The sequence below is a fragment of the Desulfopila inferna genome (assembly GCF_016919005.1).
Taxonomy (GTDB): Bacteria; Desulfobacterota; Desulfobulbia; order Desulfobulbales; family Desulfocapsaceae; genus Desulfopila_A; species Desulfopila_A inferna.
This window is the reverse complement of the sequence record NZ_JAFFQE010000010.1, coordinates 88710-107902: the sequence shown is the minus strand read 5'-3', so window position 1 is coordinate 107902 and position 19193 is coordinate 88710. Positions and strand designations below refer to the sequence as shown.

The following is a 19193-nucleotide window of genomic DNA, read 5'->3' as shown; positions in this document are numbered from 1 at the left end:
CTGAATACACGAATCACCAATTCTGTATTCGATCATGTGTCTGAAACATGTTTAACCCTGTATCCCCCCGCAACCTGGGCCACTTCGATTGAGCAAGCCTCCTTGTCAAAGGTTAGTACAATGTAACACGATTCCTTCCTACAGAGTAGCATATTTGTTCCTTTATTGAAAGTAGGAATTAATATCATGTGAAAATTATTTTCCTTGTTGCTGCTGTGCTTGTTTCCCCTAATGAGCCTCTCCGGCAAAATACCTTGTTGTTGTCGAGAGGCTGTTGTAAATGGAGAAAAGATAAAATATAGTGCAACTTTGGAAACAGCATGAAGGTAGGCGTTTCAGCTCTATGGCATCTTGCCGGACAGCTTGGAATGAGTGTGCTGATTTTTTTTTTATTTATACATTTCGGTCCTTAGAATATCGATGCAGCAAATGACATTTTCAATGAAAGCAAGCCGCATTATCGCCTTGCTTGGCAGTATCATCACTCTGGTACAGATTGTCCTTCTTGGTAATGAGAAAGATGGAATCTGTTTAAATGACGGCTGTGAGGTCGTCGACAGTCTTACCACAGTTCCGCCGATCCTGTTCAGTGTCGGCGGCTTTCTGTTTTTTCAGACCATCTTCTGGGGAATATGGTATGCAGGGAAAAATCGGAAAGACCTGCGGTTCGTCAACATCGTCCTGCTTGCAGCTCTGGCGGCAGAGGGGGTTCTGCTGTCCTTTCAGCATGTTGTCGCCCAGACATTTTGTTCCTACTGTCTCATTATTTTAGCTCTTGTCGTTTTACTCAACGTTCTGGCGGGAGCACGTCAGTTTATCAGCGGAACAGCCATTTTTGCTGCAATTTTCCTCAGTTTTACAGTTCTCCAGTTTTCAGGAAGCTCCCTATCTCTAGAGAGACTGGATTCCGGAACATTTGCCGTGCTGGAGGGATCCGAAACAGAAAAGCATTATCTCTTCTTTTCCTCCACCTGTAATTATTGTGAAGAGGTTATATCATCGCTTCAAGATGACACATGTACAATCCGCTTCAACCCTATCGACGAAATCGATGAATTCGCTCTCGATGATGTCGAAAGACCTGGAAACTATGATCCTGCCGTCAATCGCGCCGTGCTGCAGTCGCTGGGGCTGAACCAGATTCCTGTGTTGCTTGTTTTAAACGATTCAGGGTTTCAGATAATAAACGGCAGCGCTCCAATCCGGGAATATCTGGATGAGCATTGCCGTGTCCCGCAGGAAGAGCAGGCGGTGAATGAAAGCAGCGATTTTTCGCAATCCTCTTCTTTTGACTATCTTCCTCCGCAGGATGAAGCCTGTTCAGTCGATGTGGAGTGTGACGATCCTGAACTGCTGCAGGGTGAAAAGTAGCATCGACAAGTGTGCTGCTGACTATGTAGGTCATGAAAGGAGAACCGAATGAAGGAAACAGCGGTTACATTTCGTGCGGGTAAGATTGCCCTGCAAGGTTTGCTTAGCAGGATTCCAGGTGACAAAGGTGTTGTCATTACTCATCCGCATTCCCTGTATGGTGGTAACATGCATAATCCGGTTGTTGAAACCATCACCCGGGTCTATGGTGAAGAAGGATTTTCAACCCTCCGCTTTAATTTCCGAGGTGTCGGCGGCAGCGAAGGAACATTTGATAATGGTCGCGGTGAAAGAGACGACGTTTCGGGGGCAATAGGACATCTATTGGGAGCCGGCATCCATTCAATCGAATTGGTTGGATATTCTTTTGGCGCCTTGGTTCTTGGCGGAATGGGAGATGTGCCGGAGGAGGTTGTAGCGCAGGTTCATATAGCTCCACCGGTCGCCCTTATGGATTACGGCACCGTTTCATGCATACCCAAATTGAAGGCGGTGATCGCCGCCGAGGACGATGATATCGGGCCGCCTGAGCAGATCAAGGAGAGCATCACTGCATGGAATTCAGCAGCGCAACTGCTGGTTATTGATGGTGGTGATCATTTTTTCAGTGCGAAAATGGTTTCGCTGGAAGCGGCTCTTCGGACATATATCCGGCATCCTGCCTAGTGTGATCCACCGTTCCCACAGCAGCAACAAGGGAGGAATAATGGAAATGAAGAATCATCTGCAGAAACTAATTAAGATAGCTACGGCAGGGGGCGCATCGGATGCCTGTTTTTTCGGACTCAAAGAGCTGGTCATCGATGATAAGCTGGCGAGCATGTGCAGCACTCCGCAGTGCCGCAACTATGGACATTCTGCCAGTTGTCCTCCCCATGTTGAAGGTCCCGAAGCCTTGAGAAGGTGGCGTGATCTGGCTGAGTCTGCACTTGCCATCAGGATAGATGTCCCTGTCTCGATTCTTCGTTCAGAAGAGCGATACGGGGTTATGAAGATGCTCCATGAAGTTGTTGCAAGTGTTGAGTTGACTGCGATCAGCCTTAACTATCCCGGGTCGAGAAGTTTTGCCGGAGGTTCCTGCAAGCACATCTTCTGCCGTGATCATGGTGAATGTCTGCGTCTCTCCGAAAAAGGGATTTGCCGGAATCCTCTCCATGCCCGCCCCTCCATGTCGGGATTTGGCATTAATGTCGGTATGATGATGAAGGCGGCAGGATGGGAAGCCTGCAAGCCCCTGAGTGAGGAAGACGGTTCTGAAGAAGTAAGCTGGGTTGCCGGACTTGTACTGATAAGCAGGTGACAGGCATCGTAAGAAAAAAAGGAAGAAACTATGACATGTCAATTTTCAAAAGAATTAATCGAAGAGGTTATTCATTTTCACGGACATAACTGCCCCGGGCTTTCCATAGGCATCCGCGCCGCTGAATATGCTCTGCAGGAGTTTGAGAAATCAAATGACGAAGATCTTGTCTGCATTACCGAAACCGATATGTGCGCTGTCGACGGTATACAATATCTGACCCAATGCACTTTTGGAAAAGGTAATCTCGTCCACCTGGATTATGGAAAAGCGGCATTCTCCTTTTTTGATCGCAACAGCGGCAAAACCATCCGGTTGGTGCTGCGGCCCGACGCCAAGGAAGGAGAGGGGGGACAGGCTGCGGATCGCTCGGAAATGATTCGGATCCTGATGGAAAAGCCGCTTTCTGCCCTGTTTCACCTCACTCGTCTGGAGGAGCGGCCGCCCCGTCGAGCCCGTATTCTAACCTCGATCCCCTGCAGTTCCTGTGGGGAAGAAACCATGGAATCAAGAACACGCCGCTTCGACGGGAGAACGCTCTGTATTCCCTGTTTTGAAGAAGTGGAACAGAAGATGTAAGTGGTTTGGCGAGAGGAGCCAATTCATAGATCGAAATTATTTCGTTTTTTAAGGCGGTCTTTCGGAGGTAGGGCACTAAATACCTCCGGAGTCCTACTCCTTTTCTCCCAGGTACTTCTCTGCATCCATAGCAGCCATGCAGCCGGTTCCGGCTGCAGTGATGGCCTGGCGATAGGTGAAGTCCTGAACATCACCACAGGCAAACACTCCGGGAATATTTGTCCTGGTGCTTCTGCCGAGCGTGATGATATAACCACCGGTATTGGTTTTCACGTATTTGCTGAAAGGATATGAATTCGGTGTATGGCCTATGCCAAGGAAAAAGCCATCGATAGAGATCCGTTCCTCTTCCTCGCCCTCCTCGCCCATGTTTTTTATAAGAACCGCTTCTCTTAGAACGGTATCGCCAAGAAGTTTCTTGGTGTTGCGTTTAAAGAGCACTTCTATTCTATTGTTCTTCATCACCCGGGCCTGCATGACCGGAGAGGCGCGCAGGTGGTCTTTTCTGACAATCAAATACACTTTGCGACAGAGGGAGGAAAGATAGAGTGCTTCTTCCGCTGCGGTGTCTCCGCCACCCACCACGGCGACATCAAGGCCTTTATAGAAGAAGCCATCGCAGGTGGCGCAGGCCGATACCCCGCCCGCCTTAAATCTGTCCTCTGATTCCAGACCGAGATACTTTGCAGTAGCGCCGGTTGAAATGATCACCGTCTCTGCTTCGATTAGTCTTTCATTGTCAATCAGAATCTTATGGACATCACCTGAAAAATCGACATCGGTCACAGTGCCATAGCGCACATCCGTTCCGAAATGTTCAGCCTGCTTTCGCAGATCTTTCATTAACTGCTCTCCGGTAATACCTTCGGGGTATCCCGGAAAATTTTCCACGTCTCTGGTTGTCGTAAGCTGGCCACCGGGTTGAAGCCCCTGATACATGACAGGGCTGAGATGGGCCCTGGCCGCATAGATTGCCGCAGTGTATCCGGACGGTCCTGAACCGACGATCAGACATCGTATCTTTTCAGCAACTTCGAGTTGCTTGATCTTGCTGTGTGTTTTCTCTTGATTACGGGTGTTCATGCCCTTGTTGTTTCCTTTTGTTGGTGTTCACTTCACTCAAGTGACAGTCTCTCCGCCCTGCGTAAACTGGAAAAAAACTCCAGGCAAATGTTGTCCTTGTTCTTAAGGGATACAACATGGTTGAATAGTTTATTTAAATCGTGCAAATAATAATACACCCGGGGGATTTATCAACCGGGATGAAATATCCCGGAGAAATTAACTGCAGCTCAGCAGAATGAGGTTCAGGCAGTTTTAGGTAATACCAATTTTAATTAATGCGTGAAAAAGGGAAAAGAGCGATTTTCATTTTCTATGAAATTTAAGAGGTAATGCCTCGATATAATACCCCTAAAGGATAAATGATACTTAGAATGTTGACATCAAAGATAGATCTTGTAATATTGGTAGTACCAATAATCAGCATGCGGAGTTACGACTTGTTATTTTTTTATTATACCACGGAGTAGAAGCCAATGGATAAAAGTATTATCGATGAGCTGGTCGCCACCTTTGGAAAAGAGAATGTGTTGACCGCCAATGAAGACATGATTGCCTATAGCTATGATGCCGCCCATGTCGAGGTCAAGCCGGAAGCCGTTGTTTTTGCCGCCACCACCGAGCAGATCAGCCGATTGATGAAGCTTGCCTACAGAGAGGATATACCGGTCACTCCACGGGGCCAGGGCAGCGGCCTATCCGGCGGTTCGGTACCTCTGCAGCAGGGTATAGTGCTGGTCATGGACAGAATGAAGAAGGTCATTGACTTTGATCCCGCAAACCGATTGATTACTATCCAGACAGGTATGACCACCTCGGATATTGATGTTATAGCAGCGGAGGCCAATCTCTTTTATCCTCCGGACCCAGGTAGCGTAACCTTCTCTACGATCGGCGGCAACATTGCCGAAAACGCCGGCGGCCTCCGCGGCCTGAAGTATGGGGTTACCAAGGATTATGTGAAGATGCTCAAGGTGGTTCTGCCCAAAGGAGATATTGTTACTCTGGGGTCAAAGTGCGTCAAGCATGTTGCCGGTTTTAACACAGAGGCTATTTTTGTCGGCAGTGAGGGTCTTCTGGGAATCATGACCGAAGTGACGCTTGCGCTGCTGCCGATTCCCGAGCATCGCGAATCTGCGCTGGCGGTCTTTGATACCCTGGATGATGCCGCAAGGACGGTTGCTGATATTATTGCAGCCGGGGTAACCCCTTCGACCATGGAATTCATGGACCATGAAACCATCAACGCCATTCAGAATTTCAAGAATTGCGGCCTGCCCCGGGATGCCCAGGCCGTTCTTTTGATCGAAACCGATGGTGAAACCAATTCGGCCAAGGCAGAGATGATCAAGGTTGAGGAGGTCGTCAAAACTAATAACGCCAAAGAGTTTGCCATAGCAAAGAGCAGCGGCGAAAGAGACGATCTATTTGCCGGAAGGCGGGTGGCGCTCAATGCCCTGGCCGGTGTCAGGCCCAATCTCATTCTCGAGGATGCCACGGTAATGCGCAGCCGGTTGCCCGAAATGGTACGCGGCATAACCGACATCGCCAGGCGGCATCAGGTTAAAGTCGGTATTTTCGGGCATGCCGGCGACGGTAACCTCCATCCGACCTTTCTCTTGGATATGAAAGATAAGGACGAAATGGAACGAACTGAAAAAGCGGTCAAGGAGCTTTTTCAACTGGCCATCGATCTGGAAGGCACCATTTCAGGGGAGCATGGCATCGGTCTTGAGAAAAAGCCCTACCTGATGGATCAGATAGGCTCCGCCGGCATTGGCCTGCTGCAGGATATCAAAAAGACACTCGATCCCAAAAACCTGTTGAATCCTGGAAAAATGTTCGATATGCCCGGCACTTCGGCAAAGTGAGGTTAAAAATATAATGAATGTGAAATCATCTGTGGGCAGGGAAGCTGAGGCCCACCTTCTTGAAGCGGCGAAGGAATTCCAGAAATGCATGCAGTGCGGCAAGTGCCGCAGTGTCTGCCCTGTTTTTAAAGAAATGGGCAATGAACTCTATGTGGCCCGCGGCAAGAATAAACTGGCGGAAAAGATTGTCTCGGGCGATCTCGAGATAACCGACCGGGTGGAGGATGCCATTAATCAGTGCCTCAACTGCAAGACCTGTTCGGCAAACTGTCCCGCCGGAGTGAGCCCGGAGCATGTGGTTCTGCGGCTGCGCTGGTATATTACCACGCAAAAAGGGCTGCACTTTTTCAAGGCACTCATCTTCCGCCAACTGCTCTGGCGTAAGTGGCCGATTACCTTGGGCTGCGCTATCGTCGGCATTACCCAGAAGATGCTTTTCGGCATCGGACCGAAGAATCCGGTACGCCACCTGTTTCCGCTGTTCGGCTTCTCCAAGAGAAGGAATTTTCCCCAGCTTGCAATTCGCAGCGCGCAGTCGCAGCTGGCCGAGATCAATCCGCCGAAAAGCGGAACAGCGAAGATGCGCGTCGGTTATTTTACCGGCTGCGCCGGCAATCTGATCTATACCAATGTGGCCAGGTCGGTGGTCGATATTCTGACCGACTACGGCTATGAGGTGGTTATCCCAAAAAAACAGAAATGCAATGGTACCCCCGTGCTCGCCAACGGTGACTACGAAGGCGCCAAGCGACTGATGGAACATAATTTTGCTCTGTTCCGCAAGTATGAACTCGATGCCATCGTGGTTTCCTGCTCATCCTGCGGCATGGCGCTGAAGAAGGAAATCAAGGTGTTCCTCGACGATAGTCCGGAGCTCAGTGAGTTTACGGGAAAGGTCTACGATATAAATGAGTTCATCGTGAAGAACGTGGAGATACGGCCCGAGCATCTCGGTCGCATACCCTACAAGGTTACGTATCATGATCCCTGTCATATGGCTCGTGGTCAGGGGATTCGTGATCAGCCTCGGGATATTTTGAAAATGATACCGGGGGTGGAGTTTACCGAGATGAAAAACGCCGATACCTGCTGCGGTTCGGCAGGAAGTTACTGCATCACCCATTACGATACCGCGATCAAGATCAATAATCACAAGATCAAAGACATAGGTGATGCCGGCGTCGATATGGTCGCCACCGCCTGTCCGACCTGTGTCATGCATATTGCCGACAACCTGAAACAGCATGATCGGGAAGAGAATGTCCGCTTCGTGGTCGAGATTCTTGCCGATTCATTACGGGCGGCAAAGACGATTTGAAAAGTACCGTTTTCCGTCCGCCTCATTCCCCGGCTTTTCTGGAGCAACCTGGAAAAAAAGCTGGGAAAATACTACTGCCGTCATTCCGGAATCCAGCTCTTGGCTGGAACGACGGCGGGTTATTTCAGGCAAGTCGGATCAAGGTTGAGACAGGTCAAACTCCTTGCCGTTGAGGAACAGTTTGTTATCCCGTGTCTCTGCACTGTGATGGAGAATATCGCCTTCTTTGACAAAGAGACCGGTCTGCATTCCCGGGTAGGAAGGGGACAGCAGGAGCGGCGGTTCGCCGACAAGTTCGATCGGCAGTTTGATGTCTGAATTCAGATAGAAAATTTCCAAGGCCAGATCCGGCTGTCCGATGACCGGGGCGAATTGCATCAGGGTCATGTCCCTGAGCAACCGCAGGGTAATATCCGCCTTGACATCTCCCTGAGGGAGAACGACATGAAGGTCCGATATCTTAAGCTCGAGGTCTTTTTTCAGTAATTTCTCGTAGGCAGCGATGAGCTGGATACCGATGGTTCCCATCTGTTCTTCCACAAACTCTCCGGCCTTGCCGGGATCGTCCTTGAGAGCGGCAAGATTTTCCAGAACTTCAGACAATATTTCGGTATAGGCCGTCATGAAGTCCTCATACCCCTGAGTGTTCATGTTATTTACGGCAAACTGGGCAGAAGTCTTTTTAATCCTGTGCTGTCCTGCTTTGAGATCATCCATGGAGACATGTGTCTGTGCGGATAAGGTGTTCGCGTCGCTGTCATGATCAAGGACATATTTTCCGTCCATCCTGGTATATGAGAAGTCTTCCTCTGCAGCCTGTACTACGAAGTCACGGGCGGAAAAGTTCAAGTAGCCCTCCCAGATAAAGGTGGAAATCATCTCCAGCTCCGAATCAACACCAATCTCACCCACAGATACCTGCCCCGCGGCGTCTAAACCCTGCCAGTTTCCCGAGGAGGTAAAATGTTTTAAATCGCTGTCGGTGGCAATGGAAAATTCACCCGCATGTATATCAACAACTTCATCTTCCACGGTGATCGAAAATGGTTCTGAGCGGACCACCGATTCAATATCACCAAAAAGGGTGTAGGAGGTGGTGATGGTGAAGGGATTTTCTCCCTGCAGCTTATTTTCGATGAAACGCTGAAACCACTCGTTTTTCTCAAAGCTTGTGTTGGAGACGACTTTAATATAGCCGTGTCTGGCGTGCTCAGTGAAGATCATTTCCTCGATGCCGTACAATGCCTTGAGTGAGCCGAAATTGATCTTCCATTCAATGTCCGATGTTAGAAAATTTCTGTCATAGTCGATAATTTCCAGAGAGTAGTCGAATCCGCTCTCGGTATACATGGAATTAGCTTCTTCAAAGACATTACGTATGGTTTTCTCAAGCAGCAGCCCGTTGATAAAGGGTGCTCCCGCGGCAATAATCAGGATCAGCAAAACAACTGCAACTATTTTTTTCATTCAGTACTCCTTCAGTGGTTGTTTCTTCAATAATTATTAAAGCCCGCCTCGCTGCAAACGACCAAGGAACATATTGATTCTCAGCTTTTCATTTACTTACACCATATCATTTTTTTGACAAGTCTGTTCGAAGCTGGCACGACAGCATTACATCATGAAGAAGATGATAGAAAGCAAAAAGATAACATAAAAGGGCTGATAGCCGACGCTGAAGTAGCGTTTGCCTCTACTCTTCTTACCCGGCCGGAGTTGAGAAGTTTCAAAAATTGCGATGGTCGATTGTATATTTCAAAAGCTGAGGGAAGCGTGGTGAGGCTCGAGGCCTTAGCCGTGCCTCAAGGTGTTATGATACGTCTGCCTGTGGACTCTGCAGGCTTTGTGTCGGAGGAATATCGCACTACCGAAGAAGATGCTCTCGCCGAGCATATCGAGGCTTTCTTTGTGAAGGAGGCTCCTGCTCCTACCGTTAAAGAACGACAGTCTGGCTCAGATTTTATTGGCTTCAATCACTTTGTGAACATCCCCGGCGATTCTGCTCTGCACATATTCTTTTATGAGAACCGAGGGCGGTGCGAGCGGATCAAGGTAAACAGCTCGTTTGTATGCAGATCTAAATCAAGCGGAAGACGGCGCAGAGCCCTCCAGCTCCATACGGGTCGAAATATATCCAATTATGTCCTTCTGGGAGATAATTCCTTTAAGCTGACCATTTTCAACTACCATGAGGCGTGAATTACCGCTTTTGTTCATCCGCATCATTGCCTCGGTTACATCTTCCTGCGGAGATATTGTATTTTCCTCGGAGCAGTCCTGAGCCAGTTCTCTTACCTGGCGTTGCGGCCATAAATCCTGGCTGATCTCCTTGACTCTGTTCATGTGGATGCAGCCGACAAGACGCCCGTTTTCAACCACCGGATACATCTTGAAGTGATGTCGGTAGATATAGTTTTCCACGAGATCATGGACAGAGATGTCGGGATTGACATTGATTGGTTCGGTACGCATAAGCGAGGCGACGTTTTTTCCCTTAAGGTTTTGTTTGACCAGGACCTGCTGGTAGGACAGTTGAGCGGAGCTGTTTAAAAACATGCCGATAATGATATACCACACCCCACCAATCGGATTTCCGGTGAACAGGTTCAAAACTCCCAGGATCATCAGTACGATGCCGAAAAAGGAGCCTGCTTTGGAGGCGATGCTCGTGGCCCAGCGCAAATCCCCTTTGAATTGCCACAGGGCGGATCTGAGCACGCGTCCCCCATCCAGAGGGAAGGCTGGCAGCATGTTGAATACCGCCAGGATCCAGTTGATGAATGCCAGATAGCTGATGATAATGATTGCCGGCTCAAATACTCCTACCGTTGAAGCGCCACGAGCTATTGCATAGAGCAGAAAGCCTAGAATCAGGCTGCTTACAGGTCCGGCTATAGCCATGAGAAACTCGATTTTTGGAGATTCGGGCTCTTCATCCATTTCGGAGACCCCGCCTAAAAGAAACAGAGTTATATTGGAGATAGGCATGCCGTAATGCCGGGCGACAAGGCAATGCCAGAACTCATGAAAAAGAATGGAGGCAAAAAAGCCGATGGCGCCGAATGTGCCCATAATCCAGTACCAGGTCGTGGAAAGCCCTTCATAATAATACGGCAGGAAGCCAGTGGATAATGACCAGGTAATAAGTATGGCAATAAAAATCCAGCTGATGTTTACACGGATATTAAAACCGAGGATCCTGAACAGGGTAATATTTTTACCAAACACAGTGTTCTCCGTGGAGTGGACCGGCAGATTGTCGAGCTGCAGGTCCGTTTAAGTAAAATTGGTGGTCATCGCTTTTGAAAATGCCGATTCTGCAGTATTATTCCAGATAAGAGCAGAACAGCCCAGCCCCTGTACGTTTGGGGTGCAAATTTTGCGCCAGCCGTCTGGCGAATGATTTGCATATCAAAGATGGCCTGCTTTGTGCATATCTCAAGAAGAAGGGGATAGAATAAAAAGAAAGGAATAGAAGAGACTGAAAGAACCTTGATAATCTCTTGACGTTGCCAATAAGCCATCTTGGGTTCAATACAAGGCGCGAGTTTTTGGCAGGTTTCCCATTATACAGGAGTATGTTGAGGGCCAGCCAAAAACCTGGAACGCGGGAGATCGGGCTTTCTTGAAGTCAGCACTTATCGCGACGCCATGTGATTGATCATGTTATAAGGAAAGGGAATCAATGACATCTTCGACATCGTCGAGAATGAAGCGACTGCGGTCGCTCAGCAAATTACTGGACAGCGCTATTCCTCTTCCAGGCGGCTATCGTATCGGTCTTGACGGCCTTGTCGGCCTGATTCCCGGAATTGGGGATGTTGCCGGTGGAGTGGCTTCAAGTTATATTATTATAGAATCCGCGCGGCTCGGAGCCACCACCACTACCCTGCTTCGTATGGTTTTTAACGTTTTACTTGAGAGCATTATCGGCATTATTCCCTTTGTTGGCGACTTATTTGACTTTGTCTGGAAGGCAAACGAGAAAAATATGGACCTGATGGAAAAACAACTTAATTCCGCGCCCCCGCAAACCAGCCCGGAGCATCGTCTCAAGGTCACGGTTATCATTATCCTCGTTATCCTCTTTGCGGGTATCATAGCCTTGGCGTATCTGGGATTTTTACTTCTTTTTCGAGTGATTACTGCCCTGCATGGAGGTTGAGCCGGCAGTACATCAATAGCCGACCCAACGGCTTGAGGAAAAAGAATTTCTCTGCTGAACAATGAGGCCGGCGGAACTGATTGAACCGCAAAAAAAATTAATAACAGGAGAAAAAATATGGATGTCGTCAGAATAATACTTGCAATCCTGCTTCCCCCATTGGGTGTGTTCCTCCAGGTCGGCCTGGGGTTACATTTCTGGATTAATATTCTCTTGACGCTCCTTGGGTATATTCCGGGGATTATTCATGCCATCTGGATAATTGCCAAGAAATAATAGATATTTTCGAAAACCTGTTGTCCGGCATAACCGGAAAATGTCCCATTGGGCAGGAAATGAATTAATTTTATCTGTTCAGGGAAACTTCTTCTTGCCGTTGCCGGATACGGCAAAAGTACCGGGAGGTAGTGGTTGATTCATTTGTTGAGGCGAGCCATGGCGATGGCGGCGAGTTTGCTCTCCGCTGCCAGCAGAATCCGCCACGATGTCAGATGGCCAGCCAAAAACCGGCAACGCGGGAGATTGGGATTCTTGCGACGCCAGCATTAAAAATAAGGGATATGATGGTAATAATCATATTTGGGCTGCCGGGCACAGGGAAATCGTACTTTGCCAGGCACCTGAGTCAGGAAATAGATGCTGTCTATCTGAGTACCGACGAGGTGCGTCTTCATATGAAAAAGCAGGGCCGTTATGATGAGGAAGACAAACAGCTGGTTTATGACCGGTTGGAGGAAATGATGTCGGAACATCTAAAGAAAGGTGAAAATGTGATTATCGACGGCACCTTTCATGAAAAGAGAAGAAGAGATCAGTTCAACGGAAAGGCCCGCGAACTGGGGCAGCCCGTATTTTTTATCGAGATGCAATCCCGTGAGGAAACAGTAAAGGAGCGAGTAGAGCAAAAACGCGAATACAGCGAGGCAGATTATTCGGTATATAAGATGATACTCAACAGGTTTGAACCTCTCGAGATACCGCATTTGCAGCTGGAATCGGACCGGGACGCTCTTGAGGCTATGACAGAGCAGGCACGGCACTATATTTATGGATAATAATCAGATAAATACCTTGATCGAAAAGTGCAGCCTGCCGGACAGTTGTACAGCCATTGAATTGCGGAAAACCCATATTTCCTGGATCATTCTCACCGATCATTATGCCTTTAAGATCAAACGTCCTGTGAAGCTGCCATTTCTGGACTTTTCCTCCCTTGAAAAAAGAAAATATTTCTGCGAACGAGAGATTGAATTAAACGCCAGGCTGGCTCCGCGAATGTACCTGAAGGTTATTGCCATTACAGAAAATATGGTGACAGGCGACAATGGCGGCGATGGTGTCATCGATTATGCCGTGATGATGACAAAAATGGATAATCGAAAAGAAATGGGTGATTTGCTGCATAAGGACCAGGTCACCGGCGCCGATGTCGATAAGCTGGCCGATAAGATCGCGCAGTTTCATCGGAACACTGCTGTAGTCAGAGAGAAGGTCGATATCAGCCGATTCCAGAAAAATTTTGCCGAACTTGTGGAGCACCGTGATTTCGTAAGGCAAAAGCTGGGTCCCAAGTGGCTGGAAAAAATAGAATACAGTGTCAGGAAAGCAAAAGTATTTCTCGAAGAAAGCCAAAAGTATCTGGAAGAAAGGAACGCCGCGGGGTTGAGAAAAGACTGCCATGGCGACCTGAGTTCACACAATATATTTCTCTACGATAATCCGGTGATATTCGATTGCATCGAGTTTAACGATTCTTTCAGGCATATCGATATCTTGAATGAAGTGGCATTCCTGGGCACCGAATTTGATTTTTACGATAAACAGGAAATGGGAGAGCGATTTTATCAAAGATATCTTCATACCATGGAGCTGAAGGACGATGCCAAAAGCCGCAGGCTGCTCAGCTTTTTTAAAAGCTACAGGGCCAATATCCGCGCTAAGGTAAATATTCTGCATGTCAAATCCGGCGCGGTCAATCGTGATGAGGAAAGTCGTGTGATAGGGGATATCGAAAAATATATCGAATTGATGTTTTCTTATCTCAAGAAGCTTTATGCATGAGCTAGGAGCCTGTCGGAGAAAGCACTTCTCGGAGCCTTCGCTTACCGGCCCATCTTGGCGTTGTTTTCGGAAAATCAATGCTCGCAGGTAAGCGCAGACTCCGATATTAAGTATATGGCTGTGCTTGATTTCCTAAAAACGCCTTAATCTGAGGAAAAATTGCAATTCTCCGACACACTCCTAGAGGCCGTTTATTCCAACCTCTATCTTTTTCAGGCCAGAAGATATTTAAGGAAGGCCTGATAATGGTGAGGCAGGCTCCGTTTTTCCGCCGTGACTGCATAAAACGACCGTTTCATCTCAAGATTGAGAATATCGATAATCTGAATCCGGCCATGCTCGACCCCGTCATTGACTGCATGTCGCGAGATGATGGAAACCCCCATGTTGTATTTTATCGCCTCGGTGACCGCGGTGCTCGAGCCCAGGACCGCACAGATGTTGAGCTGGTCAATACCAATATTCTTTTCAGCCAGAAAACGCTCCATACTCTTTCGCGTGCCGGAACCTTCTTCCCTTAGGATAAATGGCAGTTCGAGCAGTGACCGGGTGGTGACGCGCTTATTGATGATCATCTTCGTTGAAGCGGCCAGGACCAGTTGATCCTCCCTGAAGGGATAAAAATGCAGCTTTTTTTCCTCGGTTCGCGCTCCGGTGAAGCCCAGGAGTATTTCGTTATTGAGCACCGAATCGACTACATCTGCTGAATCGGAGGTCCGTATTTCAAAAGAAATATTCTGATGGACTTTCTTGAAATCAGCGGCAAATTGCGGAAGGATAAAGGCACTTGGTATGGTGCTGGCCTTCATGATTATCTGCCCTGAAATGTCTTTGCCCACCGCAGTCAGATCATCTTTGAGTTTCTTCAGATCTTCCAATATCGCCAGAGCGCGCGGATAGAGGAGTTCCGCTTCCAGTGTGGGAATGATTGAGCGCCCCAGCCGGTCGAATAACTTACAGTCAAGACGGCTTTCCAGGTTGCGTATATGTTCGCTGATGGTAGGCTGACTGGTGAAGAGCTGCTCGGCGGCCTTGGTGAAGCTCCTGTTCCTGTAAACCGCGGCGAATATTTTCAGGTGTCGAGTTTCTATTTATACTCTCCTGTCTTAAAATTGTTTCAGAATCCTTTCAAAAGTGGTACTTAGGAAGTGTTATCTGAAAATCCTATAGCATATATAGCGATGTTTGGTGAATAAGGAAACAGAAATTTTGTAGAGAAAAGCATCGCCTCAACATTTTTTACGGGATCATCAACAATGAATATACTTAACCTGTTTAGAAAAAAGACATTGACCCGCCTGGCGCGTACCTGCGGCTGAGCGGCAAAAATTGGTCCGACTGTATTGTCGGACGCACTGCAGGGACTCAAGGCGCCCGAAGACCGCAATCTTCTGGTAGGGTATGAAACATCCGATGATGCCGCGGTTTATCGTCTCTCCGACGAGGCCGCGATGATCAACACCGTTGATTTTATTACCCCTCCTGTCGATGATCCCTACTGGTTCGGCCAGATAGCGGCGGCCAACTCCATTTCGGATGTCTACTCCATGGGAGGGCGTCCGCTGACCGCACTCAATCTGGTCATGTTTCCCTCAAAATATCTCGATATGGATGTTCTCAAGGAGATATTGCGCGGCGGACATGACAAAGTTGTCGAAGCGGGCGCTTGCCTGGTTGGCGGACACAGCGTCGATGACGAGGAGCCCAAATATGGGCTCTGTGTCAATGGAGTCGTCCATCCGGATAGAATCATCACCAATTCGGGGGCACAACCGGGTGATGCCCTGGTGCTGACCAAACCGCTCGGCACCGGGGTCCTCTTTAATGCAGTACGCTCGGGCCGGCTGCCCTTCCGGGAGATAGAAGAGAAGGTGCTGCCTGCAGTCGCCGCCCTTAACGGGCCGGCCATGGAGGAAGCGCTGAAATTGGATCTCCATGCAGCCACCGACATTACCGGTTTCGGAATTCTTGGGCATGCCGTGGAGATGAGTTATGGCAGCGGCTGTGAACTGCTGATCGAATATTCCAGACTGCCGGTCTATGCCGATAGCCTTGAAATGTATGACAAAGGTGAAACCACCGGCAGCAACAAGGCTAATCAGCAGATGGTGGAGGGCAAAAGGTTCAGCCTCCGCCGTGAGCTGCGGAATCGGGACAGGGGTTTGATTTTTGATCCGCAGACTTCCGGAGGGCTGTTGCTGGCTCTTCCTGCCGCCCAGGCCGACGACCTGATCACCTCTCTTCACCGAGCGGGTGTTACCGCGGCCGTCAGGGTGGGCGAGGTCACCGCTGGAAAAGCAGGTGTTGTTTTGAGCTGAAGTTGCTGCACTTTTATTGCAATGGCAGAGGAAAATGGCTGATAAAGAAAGACGAGTCATAGAATATCTCCGAAACAGCTCCTGGCTCTCCGGCGATATCTCCTGCACGTTCCTGGCTGCGGGTGAGTATAACGAGAATTATCTGGTCTCAGACGGTGACAAGCGTCTGGTCTTCAGAATCAATCACGGTACTCAACTTGGAATCGATAATCAGATCGAATATGAATTTAATGTGCTCAAGGCGGTTTGCCCATCCGGAGTCACACCGATACCCTATCAGTATGATCTTGAGGCCGAAGGGTTGGGAAACGGCGTGCTGTTGATGGAATATATGCCCGGCACCGCCTTTGACTTTTCTGCCGATCTACCGAAGGCAGCCCGGATTTTCGGCCGGATACATGCATTAGTGCCCGATGAGAAGCTTATTGTTCAGGCCAATCCGGCGCGTGATATTGCCGCCGAATCCTACGATCTGCTGAACAGGTACCCCGGCCCGCATTATCCTGAGGTGCGTTCCCGTCTGCTTGACTATCATGATTATATACTGGAGGGAGCCGAAGCCATGGCCTCGCTGTATGCCAACGAGAGCTACTGTATGGTCAACACCGAGGTCAATTCCGGCAATTTCATCATCAATGAACCTCGTTCCTGTCTGGTTGACTGGGAAAAAGCGGTGGTGTCCTACAGATATCAGGACCTGGCACATTTCCTTATTCCCACGACCACCCTCTGGAAAAGCTCGTTTCGATTTTCAGAGGAGGGGAAGCGGCAGTTTCTCAAGAACTATCTGGAGGCAGGTGAGAGCGGACTGCTGCTCGATGAAGTCTATGAAAAGACCCGACTGATGGAGCGGGTGATCCTTCTGAGAGCCCTGAGCTGGTGTTTCATGGCCCATCATGAATATACTTCGGCGGACAGAGCACTGGCGCATGATGCTACCTTTGCGGTAATTACCTCGTATCTGGATGAAGCCGAATGTTTCTTGATATAGACGCTGTCGAGAAAAGCTACGGGAATCTCCGCGTCCTTAAAAGGGTCTCTTTTCAGGTCAATGAGGGTGAGCTGGTTTCCATCATCGGTCCATCGGGGGCCGGAAAGACAACTCTGCTGAAAATTATTGCCGGGCTGGAGGAGGCTGACCGCGGTTTGGTAACCTCTACAGCCGATCTGCAGTATAATCCGGCTATTCTGGTCTTTCAGGATTATCTCCTTTTCCCCACCATGACCATCTTTGACAATGTTGCTTTCGGCCTGCGCTGCCGCAAAACCGAGGGAAGTGAAATCAGACGGAGGGTGCTGGATATGCTTGATTACTTCCAGATAGCCGATAAACAGAAGTTTTACCCCAACCAGCTTTCGGCCGGTCAGCAGCAACGCGTGGCCCTGGCCAGAGCGATGGTGGTCAGTCCCTCGATTCTGCTTCTCGATGAACCCTTTGCCAATCTCGACCGCAATCTCAAAGCGGAAACCGCTGAGTTTATCCGTAATTTTCAGCGAGAATATACCATCACCACTCTCAGTGTCACCCACGATCTCCAGGAGGCCTTTATGATGTCCGACAAGATCGGCATCATGCTGGATGGCCGACTGTGCCAGTATGACGATGTCAGGACAGTTTACAACCATCCGGTCTCTACCCGGGTCGCCGATTTCCTGGGGCATGTCAATATCATTCCGGCACGCTGCCTTGCTGCCGTTGGCCTTGAGGAAGAAAAACCGGCGGGGGATATCAGGGTCCGGGCCGAAGCCATTGGAATGGAAAAGGACAGCAACGGTCATGGTCTTGTCACCAATATTCTTTTTGCCGGGCACTTTATAATATATCGAGTGCATCTGGATGATATTGTCCTCACAGCCTACAGTTTTAATCCTGATTTTGCCGAAGGTGATCGGGTAAGGATTTACATCAAGCAATTCATTCCTATGGAGGACCGACCATGCGATTATTCCGGCTAGCGGCAATAATAATTTCTCTACTCAGCATATCCATATCCGGGATATCCCGGGCTACGGCAGCGGACTCCTTCGAGCTGCTGGTCCGGGAGGCAAAGGGTACGGAGGTGAAATGGTTTATGTGGGGCGGCTCACCCACCATAAATTCCTGGGTCGACACCTATGTTGTCGCTGAAGTAAAAAAACGCTATGATATCAAATTGAAACGAATCCCGGCCGATGCGGCGATTTTCATCAATAAGCTGCTCACCGAAAAACAGGCGGGAAGAGAAAAGGGCACCATGGATCTTCTCTGGGTCAATGGAGAAAATTTTAAAAACGCCAAGGAAAATGAATTGCTGTATGGGCCGATAACCAAGGTGCTGCCGAATTTTTCATTGGTGGATCCTGCCTCCGTGGCCTATGATTTCGGCTTTCCGGTGCAGGGGTACGAAGCCCCTTTCGGCAGAGCCCAGTTTGTCTTCGAATATGATACGGCAACGGTTCCTGTGCCCCCGGATTCCTTTGCCGCGCTCAAGGAATGGGTGAAGGAAAATCCAGGTAAATTCACGTATCCCAAGCCGCCTGATTTTACCGGATCGGCATTTATTCGCCAGGCATTCTATGCCCTCACCGGAGGCCACAGTCAATATATGGAAGGGCTCGATGAGGAACTCTACAGGAAAAACGCGCCGAAGCTCTGGGAGTATCTCAATGACCTCAAGCCGTATCTCTGGCAGCAGGGCAGGACCTATCCCCGGGATATCGGTGCTCTCGATACCTTGTTCGAGAGGAGAGAGGTGTTATTGAATATGAGCTATCATCAGGCCAACGCCCAGAGCAGGATTCTTCAGGGGCGTTATCCCGAGAGTGTCCGCACCTTTGTTATGAAGGAGGGATCGCTCTACAACACCCATTACACCGCCGTGCCCTATAATGCAGCCAATCGTGCCGGGGCACTGGTCGTTGCCGACTTCCTGCTCTCTGCCGAAGCGCAGCTGCACAAGAATGAACCCCGCAACTGGGGAGATTTTACGGTACTTGAGCTAAATCGTCTGGATGAGGAGATGCGCACCCGTTTTGAGGAACTTGAACTTGGCGAGGCAACTCTGCCGCTCTCCTCTCTGGCATCTGCCGCTGTTCCTGAAATACCTTCGGCCTATCTGGAACTTCTCGAGCGTGACTGGGAAAAGCTGGTATTGCGCGGCCGGTAGGA

The 19193-nt window shown here is 49.1% G+C and carries 18 protein-coding genes; 14 read left to right on the top strand and 4 right to left on the bottom strand.

Going from position 1 to position 19193, the window contains the following annotated elements; all coding sequences use genetic code 11:
• Positions 1–429 precede the first annotated feature (429 nt).
• From JWG88_RS20095 to JWG88_RS20080, 4 genes are read left to right on the top strand one after another with little or no spacing between them, the layout of a single operon-like run.
• Positions 430–1371 (top strand): hypothetical protein, encoded by a 942-nt coding sequence (locus JWG88_RS20095; RefSeq protein WP_205235593.1) that lies wholly within the window; start codon positions 430–432, stop codon positions 1369–1371.
• A gap of 48 nt (positions 1372–1419) precedes the next feature.
• Positions 1420–2037, top strand: coding sequence for an alpha/beta hydrolase (locus tag JWG88_RS20090; RefSeq protein ID WP_205235592.1), 618 nt, complete (start codon positions 1420–1422; stop codon positions 2035–2037).
• Positions 2038–2077: 40 nt separating this feature from the next.
• Complete coding sequence (locus tag JWG88_RS20085; protein ID WP_205235591.1) at positions 2078–2671, top strand: DUF2284 domain-containing protein; 594 nt, start codon at positions 2078–2080, stop codon at positions 2669–2671.
• Positions 2672–2701: 30 nt separating this feature from the next.
• Positions 2702–3250, top strand: coding sequence for an FmdE family protein (locus JWG88_RS20080; RefSeq protein WP_205235590.1), 549 nt, complete (start codon positions 2702–2704; stop codon positions 3248–3250).
• Positions 3251–3343: 93 nt separating this feature from the next.
• Here JWG88_RS20080 and trxB read toward each other — a convergent pair whose 3' ends face one another.
• Entirely contained in the window at positions 3344–4333 is a 990-nt protein-coding gene (trxB, locus tag JWG88_RS20075; RefSeq protein WP_205235589.1) for a thioredoxin-disulfide reductase, read from the bottom strand.
• A 455-nt stretch (positions 4334–4788) separates the two neighbouring features.
• Between trxB and JWG88_RS20070 the strand changes: the two genes are divergently transcribed.
• Positions 4789–6183, top strand: coding sequence for an FAD-binding oxidoreductase (locus JWG88_RS20070; RefSeq protein ID WP_205235588.1), 1395 nt, complete (start codon positions 4789–4791; stop codon positions 6181–6183).
• A 13-nt stretch (positions 6184–6196) separates the two neighbouring features.
• Positions 6197–7501 carry a (Fe-S)-binding protein gene (locus JWG88_RS20065; protein WP_205235587.1) on the top strand — a complete coding sequence of 435 codons (1305 nt, stop codon included), beginning with the start codon at positions 6197–6199 and terminating at the stop codon, positions 7499–7501.
• A gap of 138 nt (positions 7502–7639) precedes the next feature.
• On the opposite strand, the gene JWG88_RS20060 is transcribed toward JWG88_RS20065, so the two are convergent.
• Together JWG88_RS20060 and JWG88_RS20055 are read right to left on the bottom strand one after the other, a co-directional pair.
• Entirely contained in the window at positions 7640–8968 is a 1329-nt protein-coding gene (locus JWG88_RS20060; protein WP_205235586.1) for a DUF945 family protein, read from the bottom strand.
• Positions 8969–9583: 615 nt separating this feature from the next.
• Positions 9584–10729, bottom strand: a complete 1146-nt coding sequence (locus JWG88_RS20055) for a site-2 protease family protein (RefSeq protein ID WP_205235585.1) — start codon at positions 10727–10729, stop codon at positions 9584–9586.
• A gap of 457 nt (positions 10730–11186) precedes the next feature.
• Between JWG88_RS20055 and JWG88_RS20050 the strand changes: the two genes are divergently transcribed.
• From JWG88_RS20050 to JWG88_RS20035, 4 genes are all read left to right on the top strand, one after another.
• Positions 11187–11666 carry a DUF4112 domain-containing protein gene (locus JWG88_RS20050; protein ID WP_205235584.1) on the top strand — a complete coding sequence of 160 codons (480 nt, stop codon included), beginning with the start codon at positions 11187–11189 and terminating at the stop codon, positions 11664–11666.
• A gap of 117 nt (positions 11667–11783) precedes the next feature.
• Positions 11784–11942, top strand: coding sequence for a YqaE/Pmp3 family membrane protein (locus tag JWG88_RS20045; protein WP_205235583.1), 159 nt, complete (start codon positions 11784–11786; stop codon positions 11940–11942).
• 131 nt (positions 11943–12073) lie between these two features.
• Positions 12074–12721 (top strand): AAA family ATPase, encoded by a 648-nt coding sequence (locus JWG88_RS20040; RefSeq protein ID WP_205235582.1) that lies wholly within the window; start codon positions 12074–12076, stop codon positions 12719–12721.
• A complete protein-coding gene (locus JWG88_RS20035; RefSeq protein ID WP_205235581.1) occupies positions 12714–13727 on the top strand; it encodes a hypothetical protein in 1014 nt (337 codons plus the stop codon). Before JWG88_RS20040 ends, JWG88_RS20035 begins: the two co-directional genes overlap by 8 nt.
• Positions 13728–13939: 212 nt before the next feature.
• Here JWG88_RS20035 and JWG88_RS20030 read toward each other — a convergent pair whose 3' ends face one another.
• On the bottom strand, positions 13940–14803 hold the full coding sequence (locus JWG88_RS20030) for a selenium metabolism-associated LysR family transcriptional regulator (RefSeq protein WP_306793144.1): 864 nt from the start codon (positions 14801–14803) through the stop codon (positions 13940–13942).
• A 180-nt stretch (positions 14804–14983) separates the two neighbouring features.
• Between JWG88_RS20030 and selD the strand changes: the two genes are divergently transcribed.
• Genes selD through JWG88_RS20005 form a run of 4 tightly spaced genes read left to right on the top strand, consistent with a single transcriptional unit; the run spans position 14984 to position 19191 of the window.
• Entirely contained in the window at positions 14984–16045 is a 1062-nt protein-coding gene (gene selD, locus JWG88_RS20020) for a selenide, water dikinase SelD (RefSeq protein WP_306793139.1), read from the top strand.
• 34 nt (positions 16046–16079) lie between these two features.
• Positions 16080–17036 (top strand): aminoglycoside phosphotransferase family protein, encoded by a 957-nt coding sequence (locus JWG88_RS20015; RefSeq protein WP_205235578.1) that lies wholly within the window; start codon positions 16080–16082, stop codon positions 17034–17036.
• Positions 17021–18001, top strand: a complete 981-nt coding sequence (locus JWG88_RS20010) for an ABC transporter ATP-binding protein (RefSeq protein WP_205235577.1) — start codon at positions 17021–17023, stop codon at positions 17999–18001. Before JWG88_RS20015 ends, JWG88_RS20010 begins: the two co-directional genes overlap by 16 nt.
• Positions 17983–19191, top strand: coding sequence for an ABC transporter substrate-binding protein (locus JWG88_RS20005; RefSeq protein WP_205235576.1), 1209 nt, complete (start codon positions 17983–17985; stop codon positions 19189–19191). Before JWG88_RS20010 ends, JWG88_RS20005 begins: the two co-directional genes overlap by 19 nt.
• Positions 19192–19193 lie beyond the last annotated feature (2 nt).